The following is a 17,946-nucleotide window of genomic DNA, read 5'->3' on the forward strand; positions in this document are numbered from 1 at the left end:
GCAATGAAACGCTACCTTTGGCCACGCTCGCCACTGGCGTGGGTTGTCATTGCCGCCGTCATTTTCTTGGTGCTGGGTACCGTGGTTCCGCCACTGTATAACAATCAGACCCGGCCGCTGGCCTTCGACCAAAACATCAACACCGTCACCGCCCCATCGGCCGGCGTGTGGATGGAAGCGCCCGAGTTCATCGCGGGAGCCAAAGCCTCCGGCGATAGCAAGGACCCGCAGTGCCAGGAAAAGCAGGCGCCCATGTGGTGCTACCTGCACCACGACCTGCTTACTATCGAGCGCAATACCACCACCTCCGAGGTGGCAGAAGATGATGCGCTCGCTGACTCCGATTCACTCTCTCGCCTGCTCGCCGGGGATACTCCCCTTGCCCAAATCACGGAGCATTCCGTGTTGAATCGCGAGTCCACCTACCCAGTCGCGGCGCCAAAGGATAAATGGAAATTTGTCCTACCGGCTTTGGATACCGGCATGGCCCGCACCGACTTCGAGCGCGATGGGATCAACTACTTCTTTCCCTCCGGTACCGAGCAGCGGTCCTATCCGTTTTTCGACCTAGCGACGCAATCCTCCACGGCGGTGGACTTCACCACGACGGAAAAGCTCGACGGTATCCCCACCTATTCTTTCCACCACGATATCCAGCCCGTTTCCTTGGCTGATATGCGCAAAAGCATTACCGCCGAGGTCGATACTGGCACCGGTGAGAGGCAGCTAGCGGCCGAGGATTTTCGTATCTCCGGACCGGCGAAGCGGTTCTACGACGCCGAGTCGCGCGAACTCCTCGGCCTGGATGCCACTGACCGAGTCACGGTAGAGCCCTTCTACACCATCGGCCGCGATATCTCCGTCGAACCCACCACCGGCACCATGGTGGACCTGCGCGAGAACATCAAGATCTTCTTCGCGGCGGACGAAAAGCAGGCTGGCACCATGGTGGCGAATGGCGATACAGAGGACCGCTCCATCTTTGCCGCCGATCTGCGCTGGTCCGATGAGACCCGCGCGGAGCGCCTTGATGAGGTGCGCCCGGTCATTCGCACCATTCGCGCCTTGATGGTGGTCGGCTGGGCCGGCAAGGCCATCGGCGTTGGTCTATTGCTCTGTGCCGCCTATATGTACATGCGCCGACACCGTGAAGGCTAAGCGTCTTTTACTTCTTAGCTGGGGCGCCCTCCTTGTGGCCGCGGTGTGCTGGCCCTTTGCTTTGCCCGGCGAATTCTTGTGGCGCGATATGGCGTTGCTTGACCATCCGGCGCTTTCCCCTTCTGCCTTTGGTGGCGGCAGTCTGCCCGCCCGCAATGCACCGCAAGATGGTTTCCTTGCTCTCGTGGGCGGCGCGTGGGCGGCACGGGTGCTCATTTTTGCCGCCGCCGCGTCCTCCGCGCTCACTGCGGCGCGCTGGGCACGCTCTACAGTCGCCGCGGTGAGCGCGATGGCGGTGGCGGTGGCCAATCCCTTCGTCATCGAGCGTCTCCTGCAGGGCCAGTGGTCGCTTGCGGTGGCCGCGTGGCTGCTGCCGGTCATCGCGTGGGCAGGAAGAAGGCACAGCTGGGTGGCGTGGCTGGCTATGTGGGGAGCTTCGCTTACCCCTACGGGTGGTCTCTTTGCCGTGGTGACCGCGGCGGTGACCTGCCGCAAGCGGGTAGCGCTCGGCGGCGTGGTCTTGTGTTTGCCGTGGGCCATTCCGGGCATATTCCATCCCGCCGCGCCCGGCGATACCGAAGCGGCGGTGGCCGCGTTTGGCCCGCGGGCAGAAGACTACGTCGGCACTGCGGGCGCGCTGCTGCGGCTCGGCGGCATCTGGAATGCAGAGGCGGCAATCGGGTTCGCCGTGTGCGGCGTCATCGTGGCGGTCATCGCCGTACTCGGGGCGTGGCGGGTTCCCGCGCGGTTGAGCATCCTCGCAGCGATTGGTCTCGGCGGGGCGATATTCTTCTGGCTGGTTCCCGGTGCTCTGGTGTGGTTCATCGATCACGTACCGGGGGCGGCGCTGCTGCGCGATAGCGGAAAACTGACCATGCTGGCGTTGCCGCTCTATGTGGCCTCGCTGGGGGCGCTGCCGAATCTTCCGGCAGCACTGGCAACCGTGGCTGCAATCGTGCAGCTGCTGCCCGTTCCGGGACGACTCGCGGTGCTCGCGCCGCGGGATACGGGGATAGACGAGCAGTTGGTGCGCGCGATTGACGGCCGCGTGGCCTTCTTCCCAGAACGCGCCAACCTCGTGGAAGTTCCCGGCGGCGTGGCCGTCGACCCCTACTCCAAGGCGGTGGCTATGGTGGAATCGGGGGAATTAAGCGTAGACGGGACCGTGGTGGACCAAGCCTCGCCGCAGTACCGGGCGGCGCTGCGCGCGTGGAAAGAGCACGATATGAACCAGCTGACCGAGCTCGGCGTTGGTGTGGTCGTGGTGGGCGGTGCTATAGCCGCGGAAACGAACGCGCCGCAGCCGCAGGTTCCATGGGCGCTTACCGCCCTGTGGATGGCGTGTCCGCTACTAGCCTTTGCAGCAATTCCGCGAATTGCTCGCCGGTCTTCTCCCACGAGAAGCTAGCGGCAAAATCCCGCGCGTTGGAGCCAAGGGTGCGGCGCAGTGGGGCATCGGCAAGCAGCTGCTTAGTGGCCGCCACGAAGTCCTCTTCCCGCTCTACCAGGATGCCGGTCTTGCCGTTGATAACGCTGTCACGCAGGCCAAACATATAACCTACAGTGGGAACTCCATGTTGGGCTGCCTCCATTACTGCCAAACCCCACCCCTCTTTACGCGAGGGCATCAGCAAGGCATCGGCACGGGCCAGCAAAGCGTGCTTATAGTCCTCGGTCACCTGGCCGCGGAAGCGCACGCGATCGCTTACTCCATGCTCCTCGGCATAGGAACGCAGGTTAGCCTCCCACCAGCCGGAGCCGATGACGTCCAGGACCGCGCCCGGGGTCTGCGCCACTGTATCCATGGCATGCTCGATCTGCTTATGCGGCACTAGGCGCGAGAGCGTGACTAGGTGCACCTCGGCCTCTCGTTCCAGGGAAGGAACGTGGTCCGGAACGGGGTCCAGGCCATTGGCGATGATGTGCGCGCCCTTAATGCCCAACGCCTCTAAATCCTCACGAGAGGCCTCAGACACGGTCACATAAGGTGCGCCGCGGTAGACGCGCGGGGCCACTCGGGACTCGAGGAACCAACCGAGCCGCCCGAGGAGAGGGCCCGCTACCGGCCATTGCTCGCGGTGGCAATGGTGGGTAAGCAGCACCGTTGGCGCCCCGGACACCAGGCGAGCGAAGAAGGGGATGCCGTTTTGGGTATCGATTACCGCATCCACCCCGCGCAGGTCTCCCACCCCCAGGCGGCCGGCCAGCATCGCCACCCAGGCACGCGGATATACGCCGAATTTGGCGCCTCCGCGGCTATAGCGCACGCCGTCGCGCACCTCGCGGTGGGCGGCATTCATGTGCTTGGAGGTGCGAAAGACCACCTCGTGGCCTTGGGATGCTAAGTACTCGCCTACGCGCTCCAAGTAGCGCTCCGAACCACCGCCTTGTGGGTGGGTGGAATCGCGCCAGCATAGTAAAAGAATCTTCATCGTGAGGTATTAGCCTAGTGGGTTATGAGACATACCCGTGAGATGGCCACGCTCCGCCGCTCCATTCAGCTGCTGCATTCCTTCCGCTTTGAGCAGACGCGCCCGGAGATTTTCTACGGCGGGCTCGCGGAGGATACGGCCGCGCTGGTTGATAACCTCGGCCGCGACTTGGGCGTGCAGCTTTTCGGAGCACGGGTGCTCGATGTCGGCGGCGGCCCGGGCTATTTTGCGGACGCCTTTTCTCGGCGCGGCGCCCGCTATGTGGGATTGGAGCCGGATGCCGGCGAGATGTCTGCGGCCGGCATCCACCTGAGCAATTCCGTGCGCGGCGATGGCACCAACCTGCCCTTTGCCGATGATTCCTTTGACGTGGTCTATTCCTCCAACGTGGCCGAGCACATCCCCAATCCCTGGGATATGGGCGAGGAGATGCTGCGCGTGACCCGCCCCGGCGGACTGACCATCCTGAGTTACACGGTGTGGCTGGGCCCCTTTGGCGGCCACGAGACCGGCCTGTGGGAGCACTATGTGGGCGGCGAGTTTGCCCGCGACCGCTATACCCGCCGCCACGGCCATCCGCCCAAGAATGTCTATGGCACTTCGCTTTTCGACGTCCCCTGTTCCGTCGGCCTCCACTGGGCACAGCGCACCGGCGCGCTCCAACTCGCCTTCCCCCGCTACCATCCCAGCTGGGCATGGTGGCTAACCCGCGTGCCAGGGGTGCGGGAGTTTGCGGTGTCTAACTTGACGTTGGTGTTACAGAAGTAGCCCCCAGCAACGCCGACGTCGCTGGGGGCTAGCTGAGCCTAGTTTTTAAGAGGCGTTTTCTACGCGCTCCTTCAGGGCGTGGAACTGGTCCCACACCTCCGATGGCACTCGGGAGCCTAGGAAGTTGAGGTAGCTGGCGTTATCCTGCATATCGCCTTCCCAGTCCTCTGGGTTGACGGCAAGAGCGGCGCGAACGTCCTCGATATCAAAGTCGATACCCTCGAGGTCGATATCCTCGGCGCGGGCGGTGTGGCCCACGACGGTTTCCTCGGCCTCAACGTTGCCCTCAATGCGGTCAACGATCCACTTGAGCACGCGGGAGTTCTCGCCGAAGCCCGGCCACAGGAAGCGGCCGTCGTCGCCACGGCGGAACCAGTTAACCAGGAAGATAGACGGCATGCGGTCGCCGCCCTTTTCACCCATATCGATCCAGTGCTGCAGGTAGTCGCCAGCGTTGTAGCCCATGAACGGAAGCATAGCCATCGGATCGTGGCGCAGGGCGCCGACGCTGCCTTCTGCTGCAGCGGTTTGGCCAGAGGCCAGCAGGGCACCGATCATGGTGCCGTGATTCCAGTCAAAGGCCTGGGTTACCAGCGGAACGGTGGTCTTGCGGCGGCCGCCGAAGAGAATGGCGTCGATCTTCACGCCCTGCCAATCGTCGTACTCCGGAGCGGCGCTCGGGCACTGGGAAATCGGAACGCAGTAACGAGAGTTCGGGTGCGCAGCCTTAGTGGAGGAAGACGGAGTCCAATCCTGACCGGTCCAGTCGATGAGGTGCTCTGGTGCCCCCTTGGACATTTCCTCCCACCAGACATCGCCGTCGTCGGTAAGCGCAACGTTGGTGAAGATGGTGTTGCCCGGCTCCATGGTCTGCATAGCAATCGGGTTGGAGTCGTAGTTGGTGCCAGGGGCCACGCCGAAGAAACCATTTTCCGGGTTTACGGCATAAAGGCCGTCCTCGCGCAGATGCAGCCAGGCAATATCGTCACCGACGACCTCAGCCTTCCAACCCGGAATGGTCGGGGTAATCATGGCCAGGTTGGTCTTGCCGCATGCCGAAGGGAAGGCGGCCGCAACGTGGTACTTCTTACCCTCTGGGTTGGTGAGCTTCAGGATGAGCATGTGCTCAGCCATCCAGCCTTCTTCCTTAGCCATGACAGAAGCGATGCGCAGCGCGTAGCACTTCTTCGCCAGGATGGCGTTGCCGCCGTAGCCGGAACCGTAGGACCAGATTTCCTTGGTCTCCGGGAACTGGGTGATGTACTTGGTGTCATTGCATGGCCACGCCACATCTTCCTGGCCTGGCTCTAGCGGGGCGCCCACGGAGTGCAGGGCGTGGACGAAATCGCCGTCGGTACCAATCTTGTCCAAGGCTTCCGCACCCATACGGGTCATGATGCGCATGGAGAGCACCACATAGGCGGAGTCAGTCAGCTGCACGCCCAGCTTTGGTTCCGGATCGCTAATAGGGCCCATGCAGAAAGGAACCACGTACATGGTGCGGCCCTTCATGGAGCCACGGAATGCCTCCGTCATTTCTTCCTTCATCGCAGCTGGCGGGGCCCAGTTATTGGTGGGGCCAGCGCCATCTTCATTCTCTGTACAGATGAAGGTGCGGGATTCCACACGGGCAACGTCGGAAGGATTGGAGCGAGCCAGGTAGGAATTAGGGCGCTTTTCTTCATTCAGCTTGATAAGCGTGCCCTTTTCCACCAGCTCTGCGGCCAAACGGTCAGCCTCGTCCTGGGAACCGTCTACAAAGACCACCTGGTCCGGCTGAAAAAGCTCAACATTCTCGCTGATCCAGCCGATAAGCTTTTCGTTTTTAGTCGGCAGCTCTCCGACGAGCCCTGGGATAGTGGTGGTCATTAGTAATTCTCCTGAGGGTGGGTGTGAAAATTGGGGAAATAAATCCCAACTGTGCTTTCCACCTCAAGATTAACGTGCTTGTCCGAATAATTTGCGCAGATTTTGTCACACCGGTTATATCCATCGCGTTTACCAGAACTTCACCAAGCGCAACCACAGATACTGTGTTAAAAATCGCCTTTTCCCATCCCCCTGTCTGGGGGTCTATCCCCTTCCTCAGCGGCAACCTAAACAATCATCTTCCACCCCCAACCGGGCCCACTGGTTATACCAGGATTGACCTCTCCACACGTGACCCACGGCACGGCGTATTGCTTGGCAAGGCTAAGCAGGGAAAAATAGGCCGCAATGAATAACACAGATAACTCTCAAAACACCCGCGCTGGAGAAATGCCTCCAGGGCGCCCACCACAGACCGACTTCAATGCCGTATTCCACAACGATCTTGATTACCCACGCCTAGGCAACGTCACCTTCCGCCGCGGCACGTTGACCGACAATCAGCATGCGCTTTTTGAAAAGCGCTGGCCAGAGCTAGGCCGCACGCTGGAAAACGAGGTCATTGACCTCGAGGCCTGGTTTGGCCGCAGCGGCGCCAAGACCATCGTGGAAATCGGATCCGGTACCGGTACCTCTACCGCCGCCATGGCGCCGAAGGAGGCCGATACCAATATCATCGCCGTCGAGCTCTACAAGCCGGGCTTGGCCAAGCTATTGGGCCAGATCGAGCGCGAGGGAATCGACAATATCCGCATGATTCGCGGCGATGGCATCGAGGTCATGGTGCGCATGTTTGCGCCGAAATCCCTTGATGGCATCCGCGTCTTCTTCCCGGATCCCTGGCCAAAGGCCCGCCACCACAAGCGCCGCATCATCCAGTCGGGCACACTCAACCTTTTTGCCTCCCGCCTAAAAAAGGGCGGCGTGCTGCACGTTGCTACCGACCACACCGGATACGCCGAGTGGATCGATGAGCTTGTGAACGTAGAGCCAAGCCTGGATTACAAGGGCTGGCCGTGGCCAGAGTGCCCGCAGTTAGTGGACCGTCAGGTCATCACCAAGTTTGAGGGCAAGGGCCTAGATAAAGAACACGTCATCACGGAGTACCTCTGGGAGAAGAAATAAATGAGCACCTACCTACTTGTCTGGGATGCGCCCAATATGGACATGGGCCTAGGCTCCCTACTCGGCGGCCGCCCCACCGCCGCACACCGCCCGCGCTTCGATGCAATCGGCCGCTGGCTGGTCCACCTTGCCCAAGATGTTGATGCGGAACCGCGCGCCGATGTCTTTACTAATGTCACCCCGGGCGGCGCCGATGTCATCCGCCCATGGGTAGAAGCCATCCGCAACGTGGGCTTCGGCGTTTTTGCCAAGCCCAAGATCCACGAAGACGATGACGTAGATCCGGACATGCTCGACCACATCGAAAGCCTCCGTGAAGATCTAGCCGGCGTGATTGTTGCCTCCGCCGATGGCCAGAATTTCCAGGAACCTTTGGAAGAGCTCAGCGCGGAAGACCTTCCAGTGACGGTCCTCGGTTTCCACGAGCATGCCGCGTGGGCCGTAGGCCACGCAGATATCAATTTTGTGGACCTGGAGGATATCGAGGGCGTATTCCGCGAGCCGCTACCGCGCGTAAACCTGGATAACCTGCCCGAGGGTGGTGCATGGCTGCAGCCATTCCGTCCCCTGGCTGCGCTGCTTAATAACCGCTAGGAGGCTGCCCCAATGTTTGAAAAATGGGGACGTTTTTCCTATGCGCACCGCCGACTCATCCCCGCCATCATCGTCGCCGCAATCCTTGCGCTCTTCATCGGCTTTGGCTTGCAGCTCGATGACCGCATGAGCCAGGAGGGCTGGGAGGATCCCAATGCGGCGTCGACAAGCGCGGCCCAGATTGAGCAGGAAGCATTCGGCCGCGATAACTCCGGCGATGTCATCTTGCTCTTCCATTCCCCCGATGAGAACTTCGACGCCGCCAAGCAGCACTTGGCGCAGCTAAAATCGAAGTACCCGGACCAGATTGACTCGGTGACCAGCTACTTCGATACAAAGAACCCGAACCTGGTCAATGCCGATCATTCGCTGGCCTTCGCCTCCATCGGCCTGAAAGGCGATGACGAGCAGACGCTGAAGGATTTCCGCGCCATCGAGAGCGCGCTCACGGATACCACCGCACCGGTGGAGATTGCGGGTGCCACCGCGGTTGCTGATGCCCTTGATGAGGGAATGTCCCACGATATTTCCCGCGCGGAAAAGGCCGCCCTTCCACTGGTAGGAATCCTCCTCCTGGTGGTCTTTGGTTCCGTCGTTGCGGCCTGCATGCCGCTGGTGGTCGGCGGGCTCTCCATCTTGGGTTCTTTGGGCATCCTGTCCATCCTGGCTGGCTTCTCGCAGGTCAATGTCTTTGCCCAGGCCGTCGTCACGCTGCTGGGGCTCGGCCTAGCCATCGATTATGGCCTCTTTATGGTTTCGCGCTTCCGCGAGGAGCTGGATAAGGGCCGCTCCACCGAGGAAGCCGTGGCCACCACCACCGCGACAGCCGGTCAAACTGTGGTTTTCTCCGCGGCCATGGTCGCCGTTGCGCTTTCCGGCCTCTTCCTCTTCCCCCAGGCCTTCCTAAAGTCCGTGGCCTATGGCTCCATTTCTGCGGTCGGCTTGGCCGCGCTCCTTTCGGTCACCGTGCTGCCGTCCATTTTTGGCATGCTCGGCCCCAAGATCGATACCTGGTCCGTGCGCCGTACCTCGCGGACGGCTCGCACTATTCAGGACACCTGGTGGTATAAGCTTCCGCGCTGGGCCATGCGCCATGCCCGCGGACTGACCATCGCCGTATGCGGCCTGCTCATCGCGCTCACCCTGCCAGTCATGAGCATCACCTTTGGCGGCATCAACGAGTCCTACCTGCCGCCCGACCAGGACACCCGCGTGGCCCAGGATAAATTCAACGAAGAGTTCCCAGCTTTCCGCACGGAGCCGGTCAAGCTCGTGGTGGAAAATGCCTCGAACCAGCAGCTTGTCGACGTCGTCATGCAGGTCCGCGGCCTCGACGGCCTCACCGAGCCCATGGCGCCGACGACCGCCACCAAGGACGGCACTACCGTCCTTTCCGCCGGCATTGAAGACCGCGATGACTACGCGAAGATCGTGCACGAACTGGAAAAGGTCAAGGCCCCTGAGGGTGTGAACCTCTACGTGGGCGGTACTCCCGCCATGGAGGTGGAGTCCCTCGATGCGCTCTTCCACACGCTGCCGTGGATGGCGCTCTACGTGGTGCTGGCTACATTCCTGCTCATGGCCTTAGTCTTCGGCTCCTTCGTACTGCCGCTCAAGGCCATTGTGATGACACTGCTGACCTTGGGCGCAACGCTGGGCATCCTGACGTTGATGTTTGTTGCCGGCTTGGGCTCGGACATCCTCAACTTCACGCCCGGCCCGCTCATGAGCCCGATCTTGGTGCTTATCATCGCCATTGTCTACGGCCTGTCCACCGATTACGAGGTCTTTTTGGTCTCCCGTATGGTGGAGGCCCGCCGGCGCGGCGCTTCCACCGACGAGTCCATTGCGGCCGGCACCGCGCATACCGGCGGCATCATCACCGCAGCGGCGCTTATCATGATCGTGGTCTCCGGCGCATTCGGCTTCTCCGATATCGTGATGATGAAATACATTGCCTACGGCATGATTTTTGCCCTGCTTATCGACGCCACCATTGTCCGCATGCTCCTCGTCCCGGCCGTCATGCACTTGCTGCGCGAGGATAACTGGTGGGCCCCCAGCTGGCTGCGCCACGCCACCACCACCTTGACCGGCGGTACCACCCACCGCAGCAAAACTGTTCCCTTCACTGAACTCAAACAACGCCTCGAAGGGGGTAAGTAAGTGAAGAATTGGCTGCGCCTCATCACCTCGCTCATCGTCCTGCTTGTCTTAGTGTATGTCTTCCGCGATGAGCTGGACTTCTTGCGCGAAGGCTTCTCGCGGCTGTCCGATTCCAACCCGGCCGCGATAGCACTAGTAATCATCGCCGCCATCGTGGCGGTACTCGCCATGGGCGAGGTCATGCGTCTGCTCATTCGCGCCGGTGGCGTCAAGGTACCAGCCTCAGAAACCGCAGCACTGACGCTAGCCGCCAATGCTTGGTCCACCACACTGCCAGCCGGCCCTGCCTTTTCCGCCATCCTCACCTTCTACGTGCAACGCACGTGGGGCGCGTCCGTCATGCTGTGTGGCTGGTTCTTCGTGCTGTCCTCTGCAATTTCCACGATGTGGCTCGTGCTCATCGGCTTGGGCGGCGTGCTTTTCCTCAATGCCGACATGGCATTGTGGTCCCTCATCGGCACCTTGGTGCTCATGCTGGCGCTTTCTGGCGGCCTGTTCTGGCTGACCAATCATCCGGATACCATCATCCGCTGGCTCAACCGCCAAAAGCTCATTAAGGGCTCCAAGCGCGAAGCGATCGTGGATCAGGTCAAGAATCTGGAGGAAGTTCACCTTACCCGCCGCCAATTCGCCTGGGTATCCTTTTATTCCTTGGCCAACCGGCTGATCGATATGGTTTCGCTTTGGGGCTGCGTGTGGGCCGTTACCGGCCACCTGCCCGCCCTGCACGCGGGCGAGGACACCACGACGATGGCCGGCGTGGCGCTGGCCTATCTCACCGCTAAGCTTGCCGGCTCTGCTCAGGTCACGCCGGCCGGCCTCGGTACGGTGGAAGCCGCCATCATCGCCACCCTGGTGGCCACGGGCATGACCGCGGTGGACGCTACCGGCGCGGCCATCATCTACCGCCTTATCTCCTTTGCCTTGATCACCATCATTGGCTGGGTAATCTACTTCTGGCACTATGCCCGCAAGGGCATTACCTACGCCGCCTTGAACCGAAAGGAAAACGCATGAGAATCGCCCCCGTTATCGATATCATCGCCCTGATGCTCTTCGCCGTGGCCGCCCGCCTCGCCCACGGCGGGCTAAGTTTTTCCACCTGGGTAGATGCCTTTTGGCCCTGGTCCGTAGGCGCGCTTATCGGCTGGGCCATCATCCTGGCTACCAAAGCGCAGGGCAAGTGGAAGGAAGGCGGCATCGTCTGGCTGAGCACCGTCGTGGGCGGCATGGCCCTGTGGATGCTCGTCAACGGCCGCCTGCCGCACTGGAGCTTCCTTATCGTAGCGACGGTGATGTCCGCACTATTTTTCTTTGGCTGGCGGCTTTTCGCCCGCAAATAAAAAAGAAGGAGGGTTTAACCCTCCTTCTTTTTGTTCCACTTACTTGGAGCTTACCGGTACGCCGGCCTGATTGAGAATATCAACGATGAAACCGATAAGTTCACTGACGATGTCCATAGCACTAGACAGAATCATAGATAACTCCTTCACTAGGATTAGCTCTTTATATGCTATCCAAGCACATGGCGTTACATCGGGGCAATAGTGTGCTTCTTCGGCAGATCGCTTTCCTGCTTGGTGGCCAGTTGGCGCAGTGCCTGACGGAGCGCCAAGCGGGACTGATTCGGCTGAATCATCGCGTCTAGATAGCCACGCTCGGCCGCGACATAAGGAGCGGTCATGGTCTCATCATAGAAGTCCATGAACATCTTCTTGGTCATTTCGCGCTGTTCCGGGGTCTCGGCGGCATCGAGCTGCTTACCGGCGATCATCACCACGGCAGCGGCCGCGCCCATCACGGCGATCTGCGCGGTCGGCCACGCCAGGTTAATATCACCGGTCAGGTTCTTCGAACCCATCACGGCATAGGCACCGCCGTAGGCTTTGCGCACGATGAGCGAGACCTTCGGCACGGTGGCTTCCACCACGGCGAAGGCAAACTTGGCGCCGCGGTGGATAAGTCCCACCTTTTCCTGCTCCACGCCCGGCAGGTAGCCCGGGGTATCCACTACGAAGACCAGCGGAATATTATAGGCATCGCAGATGCGGATGAAACGCGCGCCCTTATCGGCGGCGTCGGCATCAATGCAGCCCGCAAGGTGCATGGGGTTATTGGCCACAAAGCCAACGGTCTTGCCATCGATGCGGCCAAAGGCAGTGATCATATTGGGGGCGAAGTTCTCTTGAATCTCAATGAGATCCTCGTCATCGCCCAACTGGGTCAACAAGTCCATCATGTCGTAGCCAGCATTAGTGTCATCCGGCATGAAGGCATTGAGCTCTTCGTCTTCGGCCACTTCGGCGTCGGCAGGCGCAGCAAACTCCGGTGACTCATCAAAGCAGGTCAGCGGCAGGTGGTCGAGGAGATCGCGGACCATATCAAAGGCGTCATCCTCAGTAGGGACGACCGCCGAGACGTTACCGTTAAGCTCCTGCTGGCGAGCGCCGCCGAGCTCGGCGGAGGTAATGTCCTCGCCGGTAACCTCGCGGATGACGTTCGGTCCGGTGACATACATTTCCGCTTCCTTGTCCACGGCAATGACAAAGTCCGTGGTCACAGGAGCATAGACGGCACCACCGGCCGACTTGCCCATCATGATGGAAATCTGCGGGCTGCGGCCGGACAGCGGCAACTGACGGCGGGCGATCTCGGAGTACATGGCCAGCGAGGTCACCGCATCTTGGATGCGGGCGCCGCCGGAATCCTGGATACCGATGACCGGGCAGCCGATCTTGATGGCCATGTCCATGACCTCGGTGACCTTCTTGCCAAAGGTCACACCGACAGAGCCGCCGTAGACGGTTTTATCGTGAGCGTAGATACACACGGGACGGCCGGAGATGCGGCCATAGCCGGTGACCACGCCATCGGAATAGATGGCGTCAGGGTCACCTGGGGTCTTACCCAAGGAGCCGGTTTCGACGAAGGAACCCTCATCTAGCAATTCATTGATGCGTTGACGAGGCGTGGTGCGCCCAGCCTCGTCGCGGCGCTTGCGGGAGCGCTCACTGCCTGGGTCCTGCGCCTTTTCTAGACGCTCGCGCAGGTCAGCGAGTTTCTCAGCGGTTGTCTGCTTGGCCGCCACGTATCTTCTCCTCGATCCATTCGTCCATATGCTTGCCCACGATGCCGATGGCCGGCTCGTCTGGCACTGCAAGGTGATCGCCTTGCAGCTGCACAATTTCTAGATCCTTAACGATAACTCCCCAACCGCCGTCGGGGTCAATCTCAGCGTAGCGCGGCTCCAGCTCAATCGCACCGTCGTGCATGCGCTCAGAACGGAAAAGCAGAACCGGCACGGTGACATCGGCCCAGCGATGGAAGTCGATCTTAGCCAGAATCTGGTTATCCACGAAGGAAGCGCGCTGGTGCTCCAGTACGCCGGCGGCAAGGCCGTGCTCGGAGGCGTCGGTAGTAGCGAGGAACTCCGCCAACATGGTCATGAGCGCATCTTCGCCCATGGTCTCCAGCATCTCGTACGGCGGCTCGAAATCCAGGCCGTAGGTCTTCTTGGCAAAGGCCGCGTAGCGCTCCCACCGGGCACGGGTTTCTTCCGGGGTATCCGGCGCTGGGTTCGACGGCTGAGTGGTATCCAGCAGCGCGATGAACGCCACGTCCGCCGAATCCTGGCCACGCTGGGTGCGCTGATGCAGCTGATAGGCCACCTCGTAGGCCAGCGCGCCACCGAAGGACCACCCGCCGAGCACGACATTGCGGCCGCGCGCGTAGTGCAGAATGTCCTCGATATAAGCCTCGGCGCGTTCCTCCAGCGAGCCCTCAATGCGCTCTACGCCGTAGACCGCCACGTCCTCGGGCAGGCGGCGAGTCAGTGGCTGGTAGACCACAGTGGTGCCGCCGGCTGGGTGGAACATGAATACGGCCGGGCCATCAGCCTCACGCAGGACGCGGATATTGCCTTCTACCTCGGTCTCCAGTCCTTCGCGGACGAGGTCGGCCAAAGTCTCTAGCGCCTCGGCCTCGTGGACCTGCTGGGCGGTGACCTCGATGCCGGCACGCTCGGTGAGGCGCTCGGCAATCTGGGTGGCAACCTCGTCGCTTACCTCAGGCAGCGCCGAGGTAACGCCCGCAGCTGCCTTTCCAGTGAAGGTGGCCCAGGTGCCAAAGACCATGCGCTCCGAGGCATCACGCGGGGCAACGCCGACGCCCTGGCCGGGTTCGTCTTCTTCTGGTGCAGGCGTATCCGCAGAAGCAATGTCGCTGGTATCCACGCTGCCGCCGGCGACGGCCTCTTCCACCATGGCAATGACGTCAGCCAAAGAGGCATCACGTAGCGCCTGCACCTGCAGCGGCGGGATCTGGAAGTCATTTTCCACGCGGTTCTTAATGCGCATGCCCATTAGGGAATCCAGGCCCAAGTCAATGAGCGGCAGCTCGCGCGGCAGGTCAGAGACGTCATAGCCCATGGATTCCGACACGATGAGTGCGAGGCGGTCTTCCACGGTTTCCTCCGCAGGATCCCAGCGCACAGCATCAACTTCTGCGGTTACTGCAGGCTCGCTTTCAGGTACATCGGCTACGCCCGGGATAGGCGCCGCGCCCAAGTCCAAGGCGGAGGCAAAGCCTTCCGCCAGGAGCTCCGTCTGTGCGCCACGGACGGCGTAGACGGCTACGGACATACCACCGATGGACTGGCTTACCACCGTGGTGACCTCACCGCGCGGTGGCAGGTCGGCATGTTCCTCGGTGGCAATGATGCGCGCCCCAGGCTTGACGGCCTCGGCCGCCGCCTCCACGATGGCCAGCGCAGATGGCGCCTGATCCGCATTGGTAGAGAAGGCAACCTTGCCCTCTGGCAGATTGACGCGTGCGCCCGGCAGGCCGGATACGCCGGCCGACGGACGCGCGTTGGTCCAGAAGCGCTGGCGGTTGAACTGGGTATAGGGCGCCTCCACGCGCGCGCCAGAGCCAAAGACCGCTCCAAAATCCACCGGCATGCCGGCGACATAGAGCTTGCTGAGCAGGTCCAGCAACGACTCGGTGGCATCCACCTTGCGCTTCAGGGCATACAGCAGCTGCGCATCGGCCTTGCCCACGGCGAAGGCGGTGGACATAAGGCCCATCAGCGCCACCGGGTTCGGCGAGATTTCTACCAGCTGGGTGTGGCCGGCGTTGAAGGCTGCCTCGGTGGCATCCTGCAGGTAGACCGAGTGGCGGGTCATGCGCAGCCAATAGTCCTCATCGTGCACGGTGGTACCAGGACGATAAACCTCGCCCTTATCTACGGAGGAAAACAGCGGAGTGTGCAGCGGCTTGGCTTCCATGCCGGCGATGGCTGCATGCAGCTCGCCCAGGATGGGGTCCACGGCCGAGGTATGCCCGGCGGCCTTCACATTGAGCGCACGGGCGAACTTGCCCTCGCCGTCGAGCTTTTCCACCAGGTCCAGCACCTCTTGGCGGGGGCCGCCCACGGTGGTCATACCGGGTCCGGTATACACGGCGGGTTCGATATTGCCGTCGAGCGCGGCAATATCCTCGGCCGAGAGCTCTACGACGGCCATGGCTCCTTGCTCGGCATCGCTTAGCGACGCCTCGCCCTCACCCATCAACCGCGCACGGTGGCAGGCAATGACCATGGCGTCCTCTGCGGAGATGCCGCCTGCGGCATAGGCCGCGGCAATCTCGCCCATGGACATGCCCATGACGCCGGCCGGGTGCACGCCAAAGGAAGCGAGCAGGTCCGTCAATGCAATCTGGATAGCGGTAATGGCTACCTGGGCGGTCTCGGTGTCATAGGTTTGGGCATCGTCGTTGACGATATCCAGGATGGACCAGCCGGACTCAAAGTCCACGATGGCATCCAGCTCTTCCAAGCGAGCCTTGAACTGCGGCGAGATCGCAATCATGTCTTTAGCCATCTTGCGGTACTGGGATCCGAAACCGGAGTAAACAAATACGGGTCCCGGAACCTGCGGGGAATCCGCAGCGGCGATGCCAACGGAAACCTTTCCCTCAGCTACCTGGCGCAGGCGCTTGACCGCTTCCTCGGTGGAGCTAGCAGTCACGACGGCGCGGGAGCGGGAGTGGTTGCGGCGGGCGACGGTTCGGGCGACGTCGACAAGCGCGGGCTTTTCCGCCTCAATGAAGTCTGCCAACAGGGCCGCAGCGCGTGCCCGGCGCGAAGGCAAAAGGCCAGAGACCGGCAACGCGACCGTTTCGGTGGAAAGCTGCGGCGCGCGTTCGGCCGGGGTACCGCGGTAATCGGTGAGTACGACGTGCGCATTGGTGCCGCCGAAACCAAAGCCAGATACACCCGCGATTTTGCGCCCGGAGTACTCGGGCCACTCGCGCGGATCCTCGACTACCTCGAGGTGCTCGGCCTCGAAATCGATATAACGATTCGGCGCCGAATAGTTGATATTGGCCGGAATTACGTCATTGCGCATGGCCTGGATGACCTTGATGAGGCCGACCACGCCTGCGGCGGATTCAGAGTGGCCGATATTGGTCTTGGCAGAGCCGAGCAAAATAGGAGTTTCGACCCCGCGGCCCGCACCGAGCACGCGGCCCAAGGCGGAGGCCTCGATCGGATCGCCCAGAATGGTGCCGGTGCCGTGGGCCTCAATATAGTCCACGTCCTGTGGATTTACGCCCGCATCAGCATAGGCGCGGCGCAGCACGTCCTCCTGTGCCTCCGGGTTCGGGGCGGTCAGACCATTGGAGTGGCCATCGGAGTTGACGGCAGAGCCCTTGATGACGGCCAAGATATCGTCGCCATCGGCTTCCGCATCCTCCAAGCGCTTGAGCACGAGGACACCGGCGGCGTCGGCGCGCACGATGCCATCGGCGTCGTCGGAAAAAGCGTGAATGGCGCTCGTTGGAGAGGTAACGCCCAACTCCGAGAAAGCCGTGGACGCATGCGGGGCGGCCAAGATATTCACGCCACCGGCCAGCGCCACGTCCGCGCTCCCCGTGCGCAAATCCTTCATCGCCTGGTTCACCGCTACGAGGGAGGAAGAGCAGGCCGTATCCACGTTGATGGAGGGGCCACGGAAATCCAGGGCGTAAGAAATGCGGTTGGCAACCACAGCCGAGGAAATTCCGGTCAGCGCATACGGGTGCATCTCGGCGGAATCGGCGCCGATGAGCATGCCGTAGTCATTATTGGTCGAGCCCATGTACACACCGGTCTGCGTTCCCCGCAGCTCATTGGCGGGAACACCAGCGTTTTCTAGCGCTTCCCACACCAGCTCCAACAGGATGCGCTGCTGGGGATCCATGTTGGCAGCCTCAAGCGGGGATAGCCCGAAAAATTCCGCATCAAAGGAGGCGATGTCTTCAAGGTAACCGCCATCGGTATTTTGCTGAGCGATCTTCTCGCTCATTACTGGATCGGCGGAGTATTCGGACCACCGACCCACTGGCAACGGGCCGGTGCCTGCGCGGGATTCCGCCAACATAGACCAGAACTCCTGGGCATTCTTGGCGCCCGGGAAGCGGCCGGAAAGACCAATGACCGCAATGTCGGATCCCTGCGCGATCCGCGGGGCGCGCTCTTCCGGCTGGGACGCCGCCGGTGCGTTCAGCAGGCGGTCCGCCAGCAGCTCGATGGTGGGATACTCATATGCCACGGTGGCATCGAGGCGGGTGCCCAGAAGGTTTTCCAGCTCGCCGGATAGCACTACAGCATCCCGCGAGGAGAGGCCATAATTTTCCAAAGGCTTGGAATCTAGGATCTCTTCGGCGGAAACACCGGTGGCCTGGGCGACCCAGTCACGCAGCCATGCTCGCAGTTGCTCGATGGTCATAAAAAGGTCTTTCGTTACGGAAAAATACTAAATAGCAAAGGGGTATATCGCTATATTTTGTCACT

Annotated in this window: 12 protein-coding genes; 8 read left to right on the forward strand and 4 right to left on the reverse strand. The window is 61.4% G+C overall.

Features of this window, described 5'->3' with window-relative positions:
• The first annotated feature begins 3 nt into the window (after nt 1-3).
• Entirely contained in the window at nt 4-1,158 is a 1,155-nt protein-coding gene (locus QP934_RS08695; protein ID WP_419127322.1) for a DUF3068 domain-containing protein, read from the forward strand.
• The gene (locus QP934_RS08700; protein ID WP_337888878.1) at nt 1,148-2,566 is read left to right on the forward strand and encodes a hypothetical protein; all 1,419 of its coding nucleotides are present in this window, start codon (nt 1,148-1,150) and stop codon (nt 2,564-2,566) included. The genes QP934_RS08695 and QP934_RS08700 overlap by 11 nt, the downstream gene beginning before the upstream one ends.
• Here QP934_RS08700 and QP934_RS08705 read toward each other — a convergent pair.
• Complete coding sequence (locus QP934_RS08705) at nt 2,481-3,590, reverse strand: glycosyltransferase family 4 protein (protein ID WP_419127323.1); 1,110 nt, start codon at nt 3,588-3,590, stop codon at nt 2,481-2,483. The genes QP934_RS08700 and QP934_RS08705 overlap by 86 nt on opposite strands.
• Before the next feature lie 24 nt (nt 3,591-3,614).
• On the opposite strand from QP934_RS08705, the gene QP934_RS08710 reads away from it, so the two are divergent.
• The gene (locus tag QP934_RS08710) at nt 3,615-4,358 is read left to right on the forward strand and encodes a class I SAM-dependent methyltransferase (protein WP_337888876.1); all 744 of its coding nucleotides are present in this window, start codon (nt 3,615-3,617) and stop codon (nt 4,356-4,358) included.
• Nucleotides 4,359-4,403: 45 nt separating this feature from the next.
• Here the strand turns inward: QP934_RS08710 and QP934_RS08715 are convergent, their stop codons facing one another.
• Complete coding sequence (locus QP934_RS08715) at nt 4,404-6,227, reverse strand: phosphoenolpyruvate carboxykinase (GTP) (RefSeq protein WP_419127324.1); 1,824 nt, start codon at nt 6,225-6,227, stop codon at nt 4,404-4,406.
• 348 nt (nt 6,228-6,575) lie between these two features.
• Here QP934_RS08715 and trmB point away from each other — a divergent pair, with 348 nt between their 5' ends.
• The 5 genes from trmB to QP934_RS08740 are packed head-to-tail and all read left to right on the forward strand — an operon-like array spanning nt 6,576 to nt 11,455.
• A complete protein-coding gene (trmB, locus tag QP934_RS08720) occupies nt 6,576-7,352 on the forward strand; it encodes a tRNA (guanosine(46)-N7)-methyltransferase TrmB (RefSeq protein ID WP_419127325.1) in 777 nt (258 codons plus the stop codon).
• Complete coding sequence (locus QP934_RS08725; protein ID WP_419127326.1) at nt 7,353-7,946, forward strand: NYN domain-containing protein; 594 nt, start codon at nt 7,353-7,355, stop codon at nt 7,944-7,946. It begins immediately after the preceding gene.
• 12 nt (nt 7,947-7,958) lie between these two features.
• A complete protein-coding gene (locus QP934_RS08730) occupies nt 7,959-10,112 on the forward strand; it encodes an MMPL family transporter (protein ID WP_419127327.1) in 2,154 nt (717 codons plus the stop codon).
• Nucleotides 10,113-11,129 carry a lysylphosphatidylglycerol synthase transmembrane domain-containing protein gene (locus QP934_RS08735; RefSeq protein ID WP_419127328.1) on the forward strand — a complete coding sequence of 339 codons (1,017 nt, stop codon included), beginning with the start codon at nt 10,113-10,115 and terminating at the stop codon, nt 11,127-11,129. It abuts the gene before it with no gap.
• A complete protein-coding gene (locus QP934_RS08740) occupies nt 11,126-11,455 on the forward strand; it encodes a DUF3054 domain-containing protein (protein WP_419127329.1) in 330 nt (109 codons plus the stop codon). The genes QP934_RS08735 and QP934_RS08740 overlap by 4 nt, the downstream gene beginning before the upstream one ends.
• Before the next feature lie 188 nt (nt 11,456-11,643).
• On the opposite strand, the gene QP934_RS08745 is transcribed toward QP934_RS08740, so the two are convergent.
• Both QP934_RS08745 and QP934_RS08750 read right to left on the reverse strand, forming a co-directional pair.
• Nucleotides 11,644-13,200, reverse strand: a complete 1,557-nt coding sequence (locus QP934_RS08745) for an acyl-CoA carboxylase subunit beta (protein ID WP_419127330.1) — start codon at nt 13,198-13,200, stop codon at nt 11,644-11,646.
• Nucleotides 13,175-17,881 (reverse strand): alpha/beta fold hydrolase, encoded by a 4,707-nt coding sequence (locus tag QP934_RS08750; protein WP_419127331.1) that lies wholly within the window; start codon nt 17,879-17,881, stop codon nt 13,175-13,177. Before QP934_RS08750 ends, QP934_RS08745 begins: the two co-directional genes overlap by 26 nt.
• Nucleotides 17,882-17,946 lie beyond the last annotated feature (65 nt).

Source organism: Corynebacterium sp. MSK122, from assembly GCF_030229435.2.
Classification (GTDB): Bacteria; Actinomycetota; Actinomycetes; order Mycobacteriales; family Mycobacteriaceae; genus Corynebacterium; species Corynebacterium marquesiae.